We start from the raw sequence: 16775 nt of genomic DNA, 5'->3' as shown, positions 1-16775 counted from the left end.
CTCACTGGTGGGAAAACAGGATGGCACCGGGAGACAGTCCCTGCGCACGAAATATCATGGATCCGCGTCCTCCCGACTCATCTCTGGCAACGATCACGAGGTCGCGGGAGCCCGGCACGAAAGCCAGGCTTGTGCTTTCGAGGAAATGGTTGTCCTCGCGCCCCGGCAGCAGAATCTGCCCGATGGGGATGCCGTAAGCACTGAACGCCAGCACCCGCCCCTGGTGGTACATGGCAACGTAGACATTGCCGTCGGCATCGCTGCGCATCGAATCGGGCGCGGAGCCCACGAAATGGTAGGGAATCGTGGAGCCGAAGTGTGCAAGGGTGACTGCGTCGTGCAGATCGGCGCGGTGCAGACGGCCGGCAGAGAACTCGGTAGCCCACAAGACCTTGCCGTCAGGGCTGAGTGCGACACCATTCGCCGCGGACATGTTCGGCAGCACTGCGGTAATCGTCGCGAAGTCGGGTGCAACGTAGTAGACACCGCCCGCGGGGGTGGTCGAGGTGCCCTTGAAGTCGGTGAAGTAGAAGCCTCCGTCGCGGTCGAAGACGAGGTCGTCCGGCAGGTAGCCGGCACTGGCCGGCACGATGGTCTGCGGATGGGCTCCGTCCGGGTCGAGCGCAATCACGCTGCCGACCTTGAAGTTGCCGATGCCGGCCACGAAGATGCGACCATCCTTGTGAACCGCGATGCCGGCCGGATGCAGCGTGGTGTCTGTGTACACAGTGGTGAGAACACGATCCGCGGAGAGGCGAAGCACCCGTCCGCCGAGCGTGTCGACGAACAAGAGATTCCCCTGTCGGTCGTATGCCGGACCTTCGAGGGCGAGCACCCTGTCCGACACCTTGAAGTACGGCTGGGCCGTGACGGTGGGCAGTTCGCGCTCGCAGGCCGGAATCGGAACGAAGCCGCCTGTCGCCCTGGTGTAGGACAGCACCGAGTCAGGGCTCACGTCCAGGGGTGTCCAGTCCATGTCATCTGCCTGCATGATGCATTGGGAATGTATCTCGGCGAAGGCTTACTTGCCCGGGATCACCACCATACAGTTGCCACATTCAGTGAAGCTCGCCGCGGCGCATCACTTGAGGCGGATCGAATTCGAAACCCACCATACCTCGTGCAAACAGGTAGTTGTTGAATTGCCGATCGCTCAGATCGTCCAACAACACCGTTCCCTTCGAGTCGCAAGGGAACATGAGGACCCGCTCCTGGTCATGCACCGATCGATAGCTCAGGATGTACAGCCCGTGCGAGGAGCCTGTCTCGATGGATGAAGTCTTCATATCGCCTCTGTGTTCGCGCTGCCTGAACTTCATGCCAGCAGCTTGCGCTCCTTCAGCACCTCCTCGGCAATTCGGAACGCCTCGCCCGCAGCCGGGAGACCACAATACACCGCCGACTGCAACAGGATTTCCTGGATCTCGTCAACCGTCGCCCCGTTGTTGAGCGCGCCTTCCAGGTGAACGCGCAACTGGTTAGGACGGTTCAGCGCCGTCAGCATTGCGATGTTGAGGATGCTTCGCAACTTGCGATCGATACCCTTGCGCGCCCAGACTCGCCCGAAGCAAACCTCTTCCGAAAACGCGTTGAGCACTTCGTTGAAGGAGTTCTGCTTCTTGTCCTTCCCGGCCAAGTACTCTGCACCCATGAGCTCACGCATGATTTGCCGGCCAGATTCTTTTGTGTCCATAGTGACTCCATCTATTCTCAATTCAAACGCCCAAAGAGAGAGGGCGACGCTTGCGATCAGGAACAGTTTAGGAATCACCGCCCGCGCGCGTCCATGGCGTTTTTCAAGACGCCGCATCCTCGTTTTCCGAACACTGTGGGTCCATGCGTGCGGCGGCTCGAGATTCGTTCGTGAAAGGCGGATGCGGCGTCTTGAAAAACGCCATGGCGCCATCCGACCCCGCCTCCTACACTGACCCTGCTTCCAGATCGAAGCGACGAGCCTCGTACCCGAAGGCAGAACGAAGGAAACAGAGACCATGACTTCGATAAGAACCGGCGTCTGCAAAGGCGTCATGCACGCGGTTCTTTGCCGGCCCGAACAGAGAAACTCGTTGACCTCGGAAATGTTCTCGTTGCTGTGCGAAGCGCTCGACAGGGCCGCCAAGGAGACGACCGTGAAGGTTCTGATGCTTTCCGGGGCGGGATCCAACTTCACTGCAGGAGCCGACCCGGAAGATCTCCAGTTGCAGCACCCGCGCAGGGAGGCCGAGTCCATCGACATCGTGTTCCTCAGCAAGTTCGCTGCCTTCCCCAAACCCGTGGTCGCAGCCGTCGAAGGATGGGCCCTCGGCGTCGGGACCCGCATGCTCCTGCATTGCGATGTCGTTTACGTGGCGGAAGACGCACGGCTTGCGCCATCTTTTGACAAGGTGAGGCGGACGGGCACTGTCAATCATGTGCTGCCGGCCGCCGACGTTCTGTACTACGCCGCCCAGCAGGCGGAACGCTTGGCCAGGCAGCCCTGATTCACGCCAGCTGCGCCCTCACGTCCTCCGATCGGCGGAGCTCAAGACTCCTCTGCAAGGAATCTCAATGTCAAACCCCTTTCACCTCCCAAAATCGACACTCTCGGACGAGGGTGTCTATCACGTCTATTCGCTTTGCTACGCCCGCCTGCCTCGCCGCGTTCGTGAAAACTTCATCGGCCACGAGATGCACGATGGTCCGATGCCGCTGGACTACAACCTCTGGATCCTGCGCAACGAACATCGCACCGTTCTGGTCGATACGGGCTTCGGTCAGCGTGCCGCCACCGAGCGCGGCAGGGTGCTCGATGTCGATCCGATAGAGGCGCTGGTCCGGCTCGGCATCGATCCCGACAGCATCGAGGACATCGTCATCACCCATCTCCACTACGACCACGCCGGCAATATCGGACGCTTCGCCAAGGCACGCTTTCATGTGCAGGACGCCGAGGTCGCCTATGCGACCGGCCGTTGCATGTGCGAGCGGCCGCTGCGCTTCGCCTTCGACCTGGAAGACGTCGTGACTCTGGTGAGACATACGTACGCCGATCGGGTGCGCTTTCATGACGGGGTCGGCGCACCTCTTCCGGGGATCAGTGTTCACGTGATGCCCGGCCACACCGTCGGGATGCAGGCAGTCAGAGTCATGACGCCTCGTGGGCCGATCGTCCTCGCGTCGGATGTCAGCCACTACTACGCGAATTACCTGCGGCGTTCGCCGTTCGTGGCCACTGTCGATGTCATTGCCAGCATGCGCTCCTATGACAAGCTGAAGGAGCTCGCAGGTGCCCCCGAGCGCATCGTTCCGGGTCATGATCCCAAAGTACGAGCCCTTTATCCGAAATACAACTTCGGTGGCATTGAACTGACGGCGCTGCATGAGGAGCCGAAACCTCATGACCTCGAAGAGCTCGTGCGTCTTGACAATTTTTAATAGGACATCTCGGCCCATCGTACGGCTCGGGCAGGATCATCACCTGCCTGGCCGAGCCCGAGACACTCTAGACGAGTTCTCCTCCAAGGTACGCGTTCTGTACGCGGTCGCTGAGCAGCAAGTCGCTGCTGCGCCCTTCCAGGGCGACCGAACCCGTCTCGAGCACATACGCGCAATCCGAGATCTTGAGCGCGAGTTTCGCGTTTTGCTCGACCATGACGATCGTGATGCCTTCTGCATTGATCGTCTCAACCAGTTTGGCGACTTCATGAATCAGCTTCGGCGCCAGGCCCAGTGTCGGCTCGTCGAGCATGAGAATGCGCGGGCGGTTGATCAGCGCTCGCGCGATCGCGACCATCTGCTGCTCTCCGCCCGAAAGGCTGGAGGCGATCTGCTTTCCGCGCTCGGCAATTCTTGGGAAGATCTGGTGAAGAAACTCCAGGCGTTGGCGAAACTGCCGACTGTCCCGCATGCGATAGGCGCCCATCCGGATGTTCTCGTAGACCGTGAGTTCCGGAAATAGCCGGCGGCCTTCCGGACAGAGGACGATGCCAAGGTCGAGCCTCTCGTGCGTCTTGAGCCGGGAGATGTCCTGGCCATCGAGCCTGAGGCCGCCGCTGCTCTGACGGACCAGACCGGCGATCGTCTTCAGCAATGTCGACTTGCCCGCACCGTTCGCCCCGATGATCGCGACGACCCGCTTTTCAGGAATCTCGACGGACACATGACGAAGCGCGTGCACACCACCGTAGTCCACGGAAAGATCTGAAGTTTCAAGCAAACTCATAGTCCTCCCCAAGGTAGGCCTCGATGACCTTCGCATCCGATTTGACGACCGCTGGCGTTCCCAGCGCGATCGACTGACCCTGGTTGATGACAAGGATGCGATCACATGTTCCCATCACAAGCAGCATGTCATGCTCGACGAGAAGGACTGTGATGCCGCGTTCGTCGCGCAGCTTCCGGATCAGGGCGCCGGCTGCCTTCTTCTCCGAGGGATTGAGGCCTGCTGCAGGTTCATCCATGAGCAACAGCGTCGGCGACGCCATCATCGCCATGCCGATCCCGAGCATCTTCTGGAGCCCGTAAGCGAGGCTTCCGGCGGTGCTGTCGAGCAGGTCGGCGAGACCGATGAAACGAGCGACCTCGAGAGAGTCCGCAGAACCGGAGCGCTTTCGACGACGCGAGAAATAGGCGAAGGGACTGTGGTACCGAGCGAGGACCCCGGCGCGGCGCAAGTTCTCTCCGACCGTTTGTTCCTGAAAGACATGCACGGCCTGGAAAGTACGCGCCACACCACGTCGGGCGATCTCATCGCTCGATTGGCCGGATATGTCCTGACCATCGAAGCTCATCGCGCCCGCACTGGGCCTGAAATGGCCCGCTATCAGATTGAAGAGCGTCGTCTTTCCGGCGCCGTTCGGCCCGATGATGCCGAAGATCTCGCCTCGTTCGACGTTGAACGAGATATCGTTGACCGCCGTCAGCCCGCCGAAGCGCCGGGTCAGGCCATGAACCTGCAGCAGATCTTTCATCAAGCCGCCCTCCGCCGATGCGGAAGCAGAGAGACAAGTCCCTGCTTGATGAAGATCAGGAACACAACCAGGCACAGCCCGTAGATCAGCAGCTGATACTGCCGAGCGTCGCGCAGGAGCTCCGGCAACGGAACGACGACGATCGCGCCGAGCAGCGGGCCGAGGACCGCATTGACGCCGCCGATCGCGTTGATGACGATCAGGTCGACCGAGGTTCGGAATCCGAAAGGATCCGGAGAAAGAAATCCGATGTAGAACGCGTACAGGCCGCCGCTGACACCGGCGACGAAGGCACTGAAGGTGAAAGCAGCGTTGCGCCAGGCCAGCGCATCGGAACCGAGCGAGCGGCTCAACATCTCGTCCTCGGTCAATGACTGGAGCACGGCACCGATGTCCGACCTTTCGATGGCGAGCATGGCTGCGTAGAACACCATCGCGAAGATCAGGCCGAGGACGTAGTAGTGACTGACTGCAGTCAGGCGAAATCCGAAGACGGAGAACTTCGGAATGCCGTAAAGCCCGCTATTGCCTCCAAACAGCGACGTCCATTCCTGGAATACCAGATTGATGATCTGTCCGAACGCGTAGGTCAGGAGCACGAAGTAGACGCCCTTGATCCGTAGAAAGATCAGCCCCGACATCGAGGCGATTCCGGCTGCCAGCACGGCGCTTGCGAGGATCGCCAGGGCCGGAGGCAAGCCGAGTCGCATCGTCAACAGCGCGCTGCCGTAAGCGCCGATGCCCATGAAGGCCGGCTGCGCGAGCGACAGCTGCCCTATTCGCATCATGAGGTTCATGCTCAGCGCCATCGGGATCATGATTGCGATCATCGTGGCGATGTGAAAGAAGTATCGGCTGTCGAGCACCCACGGCAGAAACACAAGTGCCGCGAACGCGATGGCGACGAGAGTTTTCTTCATCGCGTGCTCCGCCCCAACAATCCGGTCGGCCGCGCCACGACGACCAGCAACACGATCACGAACGAGGCGATCAGTGCAGCGGTGGAGTCCAGAAGAGTCGACAGAACCGACTCGCTCAAACCCATCAACAGGCCTCCGAGTACCGCTCCCGGGATGCTCCCAAGCCCTCCGAGGATGACAACCACGAACGCCTTCAGCATTGGGAGCTCTCCCATATAAGGGCCGATGGTGTAGATCGGCGCCATCAGCCCCCCGGCCAGCCCGGCCAGAAGGCATGCAATACCAAATGCAGCGGCATAGACGGCCCCCGACTCGACACCCATCAGACTCGAAGTCTCGGGATCCTGCGCGACCGCCTGCATGGCAAGTCCCAGGCGCGAGAACCGAAGGAACAGATAGAAGACAGCGAGGATCGCCAGGGAACAGAACGCGACGATGGTCCGGTCCCATGGCACTGCGGCCGTGAGCAGACGCCAGGTCCCCGAGAACGGCCTGGCTACCGTCTGCTCGGAAGGCCCGAAGAAGAGGAGCGCCAGCGATTGCAGAATGATGCCGACGGCGAGCGACATGATCATGCCGGGAAGTTCCTGACCGACCAGCGGCCGGAACAGGATGCGCTCGACGATGACGCCGAGCAAGGCGCAAAGCAGGCCACCCGCCATGACGGCGAGGAAGAACGGCCAGCCGAGTCGGCCGAAGAGGAACAGCACGACCACGGCACCGATCATGTAGAACTCGCCATGCGCGAAGTTGACAATACGCATGATGCCGAAGATGAGCGTGAAGCCCAGCGCCATAATCACATAGATGAGGCCTGCCAACAGGCCGTTCACGACGATCTGCTCGATCATTTTTGGATTCCCGCTGTCGATGCCGATGTCGGCGCGCAGACCGGCCTGGTCGCACTTCGGTACCGGCTGTCCGTGGTTATTTCACCTTGCCCACGACAACGGGCTGGCCGTTCTTGATCTCGCCCACGTACGTGACCGACATGACTTGCTGGTCGACACCGATCGTTGCCTTGCCGCCTAGCGTCAGCATGTCGCCCTGGACCGACTTCATCGGCAGTGCCTGCGCAAAGGCTGCGGCGACCTTGGCGGTATCACGGACATCGCCGGCCTTCTGAATGGCTTGAAGCAGCACGTTCACGCCGTCGTAGAGAGGACCGAGCATCTCGTTCGGTTCCTGTCCCACAGACTTCTTGTAGGCCGCAGCGATACGCCGGTAGCCGTCATTCGTCGGGTCGATATAGAGCATGCTGATCATTCCCGCAGCGGCCTCGCTGCCGGCACCCGCGACGATCTCTTTCGGCCCTGCGCCGCCGGTCTTCAGGAAGAGTCCCTTGTAGCCGAGCTCGCGCGCTTGCCGGATCATCAGCCCGGCCGTTGACGGCGGGGTACTGCCGAGATCGATGACGTCCGGCTTCATGTCGATGATCTTGGTGAAGATCGGCTGAAAGTCCTTCTGGGAACGCTCGTACAGATCATTCGTCAGTATTTCGTAGCCGCTCTTCTTGAAGACCTTCTCGCTGATCTGCTTCTGATCCCAGCCAGTCTCGTCGTTGGGATTGAGTACGGCGATGCGCGCGCCCTTGTAATGCTCCTTCACCCACGGGATGAGAGCCGAGATGTAGTCCGAAGGCGGGCTCACGATGCGAAACATGTATTTCGTATTCGCATCGAATGCCTTGGATGTCGCCGCGGCGGTCAACGCCAGGACCTTGTCGTCTTCGACGTTCTGCTTCAGAGCCAAAGCCGCGGTGGAGGTCTGAACGATCATGTACTTCACGCCGTCCTGATTGAGGAGACGGTTGTAGGCCGCCACGGAGTCTGCGGCCTTGTATTGATCATCGTAGGCGATGACTTCGATCTGATACTTCTTCCCGCCAACGTCGAGTCCGCCCTTTGCGTTGATCTCGGCAGCGAGAATCTTCGGCGCCTCTGCCGCAGCCATGCCCCATGGTGCGCCTCCGCCTGTGAGTGGCGCAATGACGCCGATCTTCAGCGTCTCGGCATTTGCACCTTTGAACAGGCTCACGGTGAGCCCGAAGGCAAGGACTATGGTTCTTCCGAAGGTCTCGAGGTTCATGATTGTCTCCTAAATAATAATTGCGCTTGCTGTACTTCTCTATGCTCTCGCAGGTTCTGCTTCGAAGCCTGCGCGCGGCACCAGACTGGAAAGCATCTGGCCAAATCCGCCGTCCACCACGATTTCCTGCCCGTTGACGTAAGACGCCCGGTCGCTCGCCAGGAAGAGCACGGCCTGTGCGATGTCTTCGGGCCGGCCGATACGGCGCGACGGAATGAGTTCACTTCGCCGCTGCTCGACACCAGGCTGCGTGTAGAAGGATTCAGTCATCTCCGTTCGGATCAGACCCGGCTTCACGGCATTGCTTCGAATACCGTCGGCTGCCCATTCGACCGCGAGCAAGCGCGACAGCATCGCAACGCCGGCCTTGGTGACGCTGTAGCCGCCCGCCCAAGCCACTGGATGATCTGCAACGATCGACGACATGTGCACGATGGAGCCGCACCCCAGTTTGCGCATCTGTGCGCCGAAAGCCTGGGAACACAAGAGGGCGCCAGTCAGATTGACCGACAGAACACGGTTCCACTCGGCAAGGGAAATCGTCGCCAGGGCGCCTTGGGCGATCACGCCGGCGTTGTTGACCAGAACCTGGCAGGGCCCGAATGCGCCTTCGCTGGCGCTGGCTGCCTCGTGCACGCTGACGGGATCGGAAACGTCGCAGGTGAGTGCCAACGCTTTGGCCCCGCATCGCTGAACCTCCTCGGCTGTCGCCTGGCCCCCTTCGGCATTCCGATCCACAACGACGACGTGGCTGCCGGCCTGTGCAAATGCGATCGCGACGGCACGACCTATCCCGCTGCCGCCCCCGGTCACGACCACCACACGGCCCTCGAGATGGAAACCATCCGTCATATGCTTGCTCCTCGACTTGCGTCCTTGAATCTGCATCGGTTCTCACCGCCCGACCGCTTCGCATTCGAAAAGATGAGTCGTTGTCTGTGCGAATTCACTGGCGTGCTGCCTCAAACGCCGCGATCCGGCCTGGGCAGCTTTAGATCGTGGTCAGCCGGCACGACCTGTGTCCCTGCAAGACGGTCCATCATCAATGCCACTGAGTTGACTTGCGCGTCGCGGCCCATCTCGTTGATGGTCATCTGGTGAAACTCCTTCACCATATTTCCGAAGAGCATGGTGACGCCGGAGTCTTCGCCCAATTGGCAAGCCAGCCTGACATCCTTGTGCAACAGGCCGAGCGTGAACCCCGAAGCCAGCTTGCCGCTGATGATGTGCGAGTTCATGAAGCGCTCGACGAAGAAGTTTCGACCAGAGCCGGCCATCAGGATATCGACGGCCGTCCGGGGTGCGATGCCATTCTTCGCGGCCAGCGCGATGGCCTCGAGACTGAGCAGGCGTTGGCCACCGGCCACCAGATTGTTGACGAGCTTGGCGACGTGTCCAGTACCGACGTCGCCTGCTTGAAACACGTTCGGGCTGATCGCATGCAGGATCGGTTGAATGCGGTCGTATTGGGCCGGTGCGGCGCCGACCATGATTGCGATGGTGCCGGCATCAGCGCCCTGGGGACCGCCGCTGACAGGCGCGTCGATCAGCGCCAGGCCGAGCGCGGACAGCTCCGCAGCCATGGCGCGCGTCGCCGTGGGATCGCCCGTCGTCTGATCGACGATCAACGTACCAGGTTTGGCTGCGCCGGCTATTCCTTCTTCGCCAAAGATGACAGCGCGCACGTGGTCGGAGGTTGGCAGGCAAAGAAAGATGATGTCGCAGTGGCCCGCGAGCTCGCTCGAGCTGGCGCATCGGGTTGCACCCCGGTCGACGAGGCGCTGAACGGCCGCCTCGCTTTGATCGTGCACCCGCAAAGGGTGCTGGAGTTGAAGTCGCTTGGCGAGGGCCCCGCCCATACTGCCCAGACCGATGTATCCGATATTCACGATGGAGTCTCCTTTGTTTTAAAGCAGTCCGGCGGCGTGCTGGACCGTTCTTTTGGTCGGGTGTCGAGTCCGCGGTCAGGGCAAGCCTGCACGCGTCGCCTGCCCTTCGGCCTGCGTGCGAATCAAGCCCCGTGGGGCAGCAAGATCTGACGCACGACGCCTCCGCCGTGAAGCAGGTCGAAGCCCTCGTTCAACTGGTCGAACCCGATGTGCTCGCTGCGCAGCCTGTCCACGGGAAGGCGCCCCTGCAAATACATGTCGACGTATTTCGGGATGTCCTGCTGCGGCACGCCGCCTCCCATGAACGAGCCGCGCAGCACGCGCTCCTCGCTGACCCACGGCAATTGCGCAACGCTGAAAGCGGCGGTCGTCTTGCCCACACCGACGCCAATGACCTCTCCGCCTCGCACGGTGACTGCCTGCGCCATGTCGAGTGCCGCCAGATTGCCCGACACCTCGAAGGCATAGTCGACACCCCCGTGGGTCAGATCGCGCACTTGCTGCACAGCGAGCGCGTCGCGCGCATCGACGCATTTGGTCGCGCCGACCGCGCGCGCAAGATCGAACTTGCCCGGCAGCACGTCGATGCCGATGATCTGGGAGGCCCCCGCCTCGCGGGCCGCCATCACTGCCGTGAGCCCGACGCCGCCCAGTCCGATGACCGCAACTGTCGCCCCGGGCCGGACCTTGGCACTATTGAACACTGCCCCAGCGCCCGTGACGACGGCGCAACCGAACAGCGCCGCGACATCCAGTGGCACCTCGTCGTCGATCTTGATCAGCGACTGCGGCGCCACAACTGCATACTGCGCGTAGACGGAGATACCACTGTAGTGATTGAGTCGGCCGCCGTCGGCCAGGCGAAGCCTGCGCGTCCCTGTCGAGAGCGACCCCTCGGCTCTGGCGCCACTGACGGCCTGGCAAAGGCCGGGCCGGCCGACAAGACAAGTCCGGCATTTCCCGCATCCCGCGACCAGCGCCATTGCGACATGGTCATCGGGCGCGATTCCGGTGACGCCGCGGCCGATCTCGCGCACGATGCCGGCACCCTCGTGGCCGCCGACGATAGGCAACGGCCGCTTCCTGAGACCCTCGACGACGGAAAGATCCGAGTGGCAGATGCCCGCTCCCCTGATCTCGACGAGCACCTCGCCCTCACCCGGCCCGTCGAGTTCCACTTCCTCGATCTTGAACGGCTTGCTTTCGGCATAGGGCGCCGGCAAGCCTTGTTCGTACATGACTGCTGCAGTCATTCTTAGCATGTTTGTCTCCAGAAATACCGATCCGCCAATTCCTTAACCCGCCTCGGAACGCATCTCGGCGAAGGTCTCCGTTGCCGCAATCACCGCCTCCCGGACCAAGGGCGCTCCGATGTAGCCGAGCAGATGGAGCAGCGTTTCGACGAGCTCGTCTTCGGTCCAGCCATGGTTGCGCGCAAAACGCAGATGCACTTTCAGTTCCGTCGTTCGGCCCGTGGACGCATCGGATACGAGGGTCGCCAGGGCCCGCGTCTTGAGATCGAGTCCTGGCCGGGTCCACAACTGGCCGAAGATCACCTCCTGCGTCAATTCGGCGAACTTCTCCATGATCGGATCGGTGTAGACCTCTTTGTCGAGCTTGTCGATATAGGCGTCGCCTGCGAGCTTTCTGCGCATCGCTCGGCCCTTGGCGCGCATGGGGCTTTCTTGTTTCGTCATTCTGCGGATACCTTTGAACAGGTGGCGACCAGGCGCCAGTGTGAAGAGAGACGGGGTCGAGCGGATCAGTTCAGAACGAAGAGCCGTTCCTCGGTCATGTCGCGGATCGAGAACTTCGGGCCCTCGCGGCCCATCCCGCTGTCCTTGACCCCGCCATACGGCATCTGGTCGCAGCGCCAGCGCGACGTTCCATTGACGATCACACCGCCGGTGCGCACCGTTCTGATCGCAGACAGCGCAAGGTCCAGGGAGTTGGTGTAGATCCCGCACTGCAGGCCGAACGGGCTGTCGCTGATGGACGCGAAGATCGGGGCGATCTCCTCATACGGCTGGATGGACATGGCGGGTCCGAAGATCTCTTCGCGCACCACGTCCATGTCGGGCCTCACACGGGTGAGGATCGTTCCGCCCAACTGCGCGCCATTGCGCTTTCCGGCGCGCAGGGCCAATGCGCCGGAGTCGACCGCGCGCGCGATCATGGAATCGACGCGAATCGCTGCCTGCTCATCGATCAGCGTACCGACTTCCGTGGCCGGGTCCATGGGATCACCGAACCGGATCGAATCCATCTCGCTGCAGACTGCGTCAACGAACACATCGTGAACCTTCTTGTGCACGAAGACGTTCTGCACCGAAACGCAACTCTGGCCGGCAAGCGCTACCGCATTGCGTGCGCAAGCCTTGGCGGCCGCAGCAAGGTCCGCATCGTGGTGAACGAATGTCGGCCCGACGCCGCCGAGCTCCAAGGCCACGCGTTTCATCCCGACGGCGTCGCGGATCAACTTTCCCACCCGGATCGAGCCCGTGAAGCTGACGAAGTCGACCCGCCCGTCGCGAACGAGGCCTGGAGCCACCGCGTCCCCGTAGATCGTGTTCACCGCGCCCGAAGGCATGCCTGCTTCAACCAGCGCCTCGATGAGCATGTGGACGCACAAGGGCGCTTTGGGCGAGGGCTTGAGCACGACGCTGTTCCCTGCAGCGAGCGCCGGTCCGATCTTGTGGATCGCCAGATTGACGGGACCGTTGAATGGCGTGATGGCGGCGACCACCCCCACTGGAAAGCGCATGAGCATCGCGATCTTGCCGGCGCCGACGGCACTTCCGTCCATCGGGATGTGCTCGCCCTGTATCCGCACAGCCTCTTCCGCGCAGAGGCGCAGCAGGTCGACCGTACGTTCGGCTTCCACACGCGACTCACGCAGCGCCTTGCCGGTCTCCAGAGTCATGGCATCGGCAATCTGATCGGTCCGCGAACTGATCACCTCGGCCGCACGACGCAACATGGCTGCCCGCTCATAGCCAGGCATCTGCGCCATCGCCATCTTCGCCTTGTGGGCGGCGTCGAGTGCGTCATCGCAATCGCGCTGGCTCGAGATCGGCGCATAGGCCACGATATCGCCGCGGTAAGGGTTGCGAACCTCTTGCAATTGCTCCGCGTCGCGCCACTGGCCGCCGATATGCATGCGGATTTTTTCCGGCTCTTTCTTGCTGACGTTCTGGTTCATAGGCTGGGCTCCTGTGCCGGACGGCGTGTATGTTGCGCAGCAGTGTAGGGAGCGCCGTCGTCGAGAGTCCATCGTGTTTTTCGGGAGTCGGCGTCCGTGTTTACCGAACGCCGTGGCGCTTCGGATCGTGCCAGGCTCCCACGAGCCCGTGCGGCAAGCGCAGCTCACTGAAATGCGTTCGCAATTCAGGGACACGGCGTCCCGAAAAGCGCCATGGACCCGGTAGGCTGCTGATTCCTACACTGCCTTCCCGAACAGAGACAACACTCAAGGAGACAGATCGAATGATCCCTATGAACCTCACTCGCCGCTGGCACGCTTGCGTCAAGGTGATGCTTTTCACATCGGCGGCGCTGATGGGCTTTCCGTCACTCGCGGCGGGGAAGTGGCCGATGGAGAAGCCGATGACGATCGTGGTGCCATGGCCCGCCGGCTCGAGCTTCGACATCGTCGGTCGCCTGATTGCCGAAGGCATTCGGCAAAAGTACGGCAACACTGTCGTTGTGGACAACCGTACCGGCGCATCGGGCAATATCGGCCAGGCCTTCGTCGCCAAGGCCAAACCCGACGGCTACACCTTCATCATCACCACGCCCGGCCCGGCAGCCAACAACGCCTTGACGTTCAAGTCGATTCCCTACGACCCGCTGAAGGACTTTTCATTTATTTCGCTGACCAACAGGGATCCTGCCGTTCTCGTGGTTCGCCGCAATTTGCCGGTCAACAATTTCAAGGAATTCATCGCATACACGAAGGCCAAACCCGGCCAGGTCAAGATGGGCGCCCCGGGTATCGGTACCCAGTCGCACATGACCCAGCTGGCGCTACAGGATCTGGCCGGCGTGGAGTTCAACATCGTTCCCTACCGCGGACCGCCGCAGGTCATGCAGGATCTGCTCGGAGAGCAACTCGACGCTGGCAGCGCCCTTGTTGGAAACTTCATGCCGCAAATCAAGGCGGGCCAACTCAAGGCGCTCGTGGTCTTCGGTGATCGCCGTGACGCCGCGCTGCCGAATGTCCCGACCTTGATCGAAGAAGGCTATCGGTTCTCGTCGCAGCCCTGGACCGGCATGGAAGGCCCACGGGGCCTGCCACGCGACATCATCGTCGAGATGAACAAGACGCTGAACGAGATTCTTGTGAACAAGGTGTATGTGGAGAAATTCGCCAGCCTTGGAATGACGGCGATGCCGTCGACACCCGAGGAATTCGAAAAGATCGTCGAGGAGGAAGTGGAGAAGTGGCGGCCGGTCGTGAAGAAGTACAAGGTCACGGCAGAGTAGTGCGGCCTTCCGAGGAGCGGCTCGGTTTCAGGAAGCCCCATGAGAAGGCGTGACCGCCATCTCGGGCCAAGCCTGGACCGCAGCCGAAAGGAAAGCGCAGACCAGGGGATCATTGAGGCGGCTGGTCGCATGGGCTAAAAACAGCGGAAATTCAGCGTACGCAATGGACGACGTGACGAGGAAGCCCTTCTCCAGCCCGTGCTTGACATGCTCTTCGCGCATCAGCATCAAGCCCACGCCGGCCTCCAGCATCGCGCGGCCCAGCATTGCGTTGTCGAAGCGCGCGACGGTATTGAGTTCGAGGCCGCGCTCGTCGAAGAGTTGTTTCAACATCGTCGAATAGGCCAGGCTGCTGTCGGTGGGGCAGATCCAGGGAAGGGCCGCCAGCTCCGCCCAGCTCGCGCCCTCGATCTGCTCCTTCCATGCCGCGGGACCCGCGACCCGGAACGGGATGGTCGTGAGCTGGTAGTACGTGAATGCGGCGTTGGTGGGCCGGCCCAACATCAGCCCGATGTCGAATTCCCCGGTCTTCAGCCCCTCCTGCGCGCCGGTGGACGGCCGCGCGCGCAGATCGACGGTGATGAGCGGATGCGCGCAGCGTAAAGCGGCGATCACTTCCCCGATCCGGCTCGAGGTCGGATCGCTGGTCGACCCCACGATCAGATGACCTTCGAGCTTGCCGTGGATCTCGCGTGCGAAGGACGTGAACAGCGTCGCCTCGTTGAGCAATGCCTTCGCCTTGGCCAGCAGCAATTGCCCGGCACGCGTCAGCTCCAGGTTGCGATTGGTACGCACGAACATTTGCGTATCCAGGCATTCCTCGACCGCTCGCACGTGGGCGCTGGCGGCCGATTGGCTGACGTGCAGTCGCTCGGCCGCGCGCGTGAGGTGCTGTTCCTCGGCGACGGCAACGAAGGTGCGCAATTGCACCAGGTCAATCATCATTTTTGCCTTATATGGACGCCTCCCGTGTGGCAAGCGAGTTCTTGAAGTTCCGGCTGGCGGTAATGACTGCGGTCTTATATCCGGCCTGTTTGTGCAGATCGGACCGAAGCCCGCCCACTGGCCTTGATGGTCATGCGCAAGGTCGGTGCTCATCTCCGGTACGGGCTTCGCACAAGGCTTGCCCGGACAAAAATTCAGCTTTACCCGACCCGCGGTCCGACCGCTTCACCATCACTTCATCAACTCGACTCACGCACTCTTTGCGGCATCCACTCCTATAGGTTGTTGTCTCAGGTTGTTGATCTAAGCCGCCTGCGCTTGCGCGCCGCAGCCACTGGGCGGAGTGCTCTTCCACTCCGATCGGTACGCCCGCCCGTGCGCCAGGAGCGCCCAGGCCGTGCGAGCCATCTTGTTGGCCAACGCCACCACCGCCACGTTCAGCGGCCGGCGTCGCAGCAATTCTTCAAGCCACGCGGGCTTGGCCTTCGCGTGCGTGATCACCGAACGAGCGCCGTGGATGAGCAATGTCCGCAGGTAGGGGTCGCCTCGCTTGCTCAGGTGGCCCACGCGCGTCTTGCCGCCCGTGCCACTGTGCGCAGGAACCAGCCCCAGGCTGGCTGCGAACTCGCGCCCCGAGCGCCAGCCGCTCGCATCGCCCAGCGTGGCGGCCAGCGCTGTCGCACCGAGCACGCCGATGCCGGGCACTTCGCGCAGCGTGCGCGCCTGGTCGATCCGGCGTTGCTGCTCGGCAATCTCAACTTCAAGCCGATCGATGCTGCGCTCGACCTCCTTGAGCGTTTCGAGCTGCAGGTCAGCTAGCCGGCGCATCAGCGGCGACAGTTGATCGTCGATCTCGGCGCGCTTGACCCCCATCGTCTTCAGTCCGGCCTTCTTGCCGCCCGGGAGCACGACACCGAACTCATACAACAAGCTGCGCAGCATGTTGATCGTGGCGGTGCGCACGCTCACCCAGTGCGACCGTGCCCGGTGCAGCGACATCACCGCTTGCTGCTCGATTGTCTTGACCGGTGCCCGACGAATGTCCGATTGCTGCGCCGCCAGCCAGATCGCTCGCGCATCGGCCGCGTCGTCCTTGTTGCTGCGCACAAACGCACGCACCTGTCGCGCCGGCAGCAACTCCACCTGATGTCCGAGACCACCCAGTACGCGCGCCCAGTGGTGCGCACTGCCGCACGCCTCCATCGCCACGCGCGCCGGCTGCCGCTGTGCGAAGAATTCGCTCAGCCTGGATCGAGGCAGCTTCCTGCGCCCGATCTCACCCGTCTCGCCATCAACCCAATGAAGTTGCATCACGTTCTTTGCAATGTCCAAGCCATACGTCGTACGATTCATCTCGGGGCCTCCGTCTGTAAGTGGGTAGTTCGAACTTCCACTTTGGCACTCGATGCCGTCGACTGCGAGGCCCCCTTCATCACCTGTGTCTCCACCGTTCGCGGTCGATCAGCGAGGGGGAGGCGTCCATACCATCTCCAGTTGTG

General features: G+C 61.9%; 18 protein-coding genes. 3 read left to right on the top strand and 15 right to left on the bottom strand.

Annotated features, from left to right (window positions below; genetic code table 11):
* Position 1: 1 nt before the first annotated feature.
* The 3 genes from E5P2_RS32700 to E5P2_RS32690 all read right to left on the bottom strand — a co-directional run bounded on the left by E5P2_RS32700 (position 2) and on the right by E5P2_RS32690 (position 1810).
* Complete coding sequence (locus E5P2_RS32700) at positions 2-976, bottom strand: SMP-30/gluconolactonase/LRE family protein (RefSeq protein WP_162571244.1); 975 nt, start codon at positions 974-976, stop codon at positions 2-4.
* An 82-nt stretch (positions 977-1058) separates the two neighbouring features.
* A complete protein-coding gene (locus E5P2_RS32695; RefSeq protein WP_162571243.1) occupies positions 1059-1286 on the bottom strand; it encodes a hypothetical protein in 228 nt (75 codons plus the stop codon).
* 29 nt (positions 1287-1315) lie between these two features.
* Positions 1316-1810 carry a carboxymuconolactone decarboxylase family protein gene (locus tag E5P2_RS32690; RefSeq protein ID WP_332107573.1) on the bottom strand — a complete coding sequence of 165 codons (495 nt, stop codon included), beginning with the start codon at positions 1808-1810 and terminating at the stop codon, positions 1316-1318.
* A 181-nt stretch (positions 1811-1991) separates the two neighbouring features.
* On the opposite strand from E5P2_RS32690, the gene E5P2_RS32685 reads away from it, so the two are divergent.
* Positions 1992-2480 (top strand): enoyl-CoA hydratase-related protein, encoded by a 489-nt coding sequence (locus E5P2_RS32685; protein WP_162571242.1) that lies wholly within the window; start codon positions 1992-1994, stop codon positions 2478-2480.
* A 67-nt stretch (positions 2481-2547) separates the two neighbouring features.
* On the top strand, positions 2548-3414 hold the full coding sequence (locus E5P2_RS32680; protein ID WP_162571241.1) for an N-acyl homoserine lactonase family protein: 867 nt from the start codon (positions 2548-2550) through the stop codon (positions 3412-3414).
* Positions 3415-3481: 67 nt separating this feature from the next.
* Here the strand turns inward: E5P2_RS32680 and E5P2_RS32675 are convergent, their stop codons facing one another.
* The 10 genes from E5P2_RS32675 to E5P2_RS32630 form a co-directional block, all read right to left on the bottom strand.
* A complete protein-coding gene (locus tag E5P2_RS32675) occupies positions 3482-4201 on the bottom strand; it encodes an ABC transporter ATP-binding protein (RefSeq protein WP_162571240.1) in 720 nt (239 codons plus the stop codon).
* Entirely contained in the window at positions 4188-4949 is a 762-nt protein-coding gene (locus E5P2_RS32670) for an ABC transporter ATP-binding protein (protein ID WP_162571239.1), read from the bottom strand. The genes E5P2_RS32675 and E5P2_RS32670 overlap by 14 nt, the downstream gene beginning before the upstream one ends.
* Positions 4949-5869, bottom strand: a complete 921-nt coding sequence (locus E5P2_RS32665; RefSeq protein ID WP_269475712.1) for a branched-chain amino acid ABC transporter permease — start codon at positions 5867-5869, stop codon at positions 4949-4951. Before E5P2_RS32665 ends, E5P2_RS32670 begins: the two co-directional genes overlap by 1 nt.
* Positions 5866-6720: a branched-chain amino acid ABC transporter permease gene (locus tag E5P2_RS32660; RefSeq protein ID WP_162571237.1), complete on the bottom strand. Its 855-nt coding sequence runs from the start codon at positions 6718-6720 to the stop codon at positions 5866-5868. The genes E5P2_RS32665 and E5P2_RS32660 overlap by 4 nt, the downstream gene beginning before the upstream one ends.
* A 76-nt stretch (positions 6721-6796) precedes the next feature.
* Positions 6797-7957: an ABC transporter substrate-binding protein gene (locus tag E5P2_RS32655; protein WP_162571236.1), complete on the bottom strand. Its 1161-nt coding sequence runs from the start codon at positions 7955-7957 to the stop codon at positions 6797-6799.
* Positions 7958-7996: 39 nt separating this feature from the next.
* A complete protein-coding gene (locus tag E5P2_RS32650) occupies positions 7997-8809 on the bottom strand; it encodes an SDR family NAD(P)-dependent oxidoreductase (protein WP_232080959.1) in 813 nt (270 codons plus the stop codon).
* Between the two features lie 110 nt (positions 8810-8919).
* Positions 8920-9846: an NAD(P)-dependent oxidoreductase gene (locus E5P2_RS32645; protein WP_162571234.1), complete on the bottom strand. Its 927-nt coding sequence runs from the start codon at positions 9844-9846 to the stop codon at positions 8920-8922.
* Between the two features lie 122 nt (positions 9847-9968).
* Positions 9969-11099: a zinc-binding dehydrogenase gene (locus E5P2_RS32640; RefSeq protein ID WP_232080958.1), complete on the bottom strand. Its 1131-nt coding sequence runs from the start codon at positions 11097-11099 to the stop codon at positions 9969-9971.
* 42 nt (positions 11100-11141) lie between these two features.
* Positions 11142-11543 carry a carboxymuconolactone decarboxylase family protein gene (locus E5P2_RS32635; protein WP_162571232.1) on the bottom strand — a complete coding sequence of 134 codons (402 nt, stop codon included), beginning with the start codon at positions 11541-11543 and terminating at the stop codon, positions 11142-11144.
* 65 nt (positions 11544-11608) lie between these two features.
* Positions 11609-13048, bottom strand: coding sequence for an aldehyde dehydrogenase family protein (locus tag E5P2_RS32630; protein WP_162571231.1), 1440 nt, complete (start codon positions 13046-13048; stop codon positions 11609-11611).
* Positions 13049-13452: 404 nt separating this feature from the next.
* On the opposite strand from E5P2_RS32630, the gene E5P2_RS32625 reads away from it, so the two are divergent.
* Entirely contained in the window at positions 13453-14331 is an 879-nt protein-coding gene (locus E5P2_RS32625; protein WP_162571230.1) for a Bug family tripartite tricarboxylate transporter substrate binding protein, read from the top strand.
* A gap of 27 nt (positions 14332-14358) precedes the next feature.
* Here E5P2_RS32625 and E5P2_RS32620 read toward each other — a convergent pair whose 3' ends face one another.
* Together E5P2_RS32620 and E5P2_RS32615 are read right to left on the bottom strand one after the other, a co-directional pair.
* Positions 14359-15276, bottom strand: coding sequence for a LysR family transcriptional regulator (locus tag E5P2_RS32620; protein WP_162571229.1), 918 nt, complete (start codon positions 15274-15276; stop codon positions 14359-14361).
* A gap of 303 nt (positions 15277-15579) precedes the next feature.
* Positions 15580-16629: an IS110 family transposase gene (locus tag E5P2_RS32615; protein ID WP_162571228.1), complete on the bottom strand. Its 1050-nt coding sequence runs from the start codon at positions 16627-16629 to the stop codon at positions 15580-15582.
* Positions 16630-16775 lie beyond the last annotated feature (146 nt).

Origin of the sequence: Variovorax sp. SRS16, from assembly GCF_901827165.1 — a bacterium.
Lineage (GTDB): Bacteria > Pseudomonadota > Gammaproteobacteria > Burkholderiales > Burkholderiaceae_C > Variovorax.
Note: the sequence above shows the minus strand (reverse complement) of the source record. Positions and strands in the feature narration are given on the sequence as shown.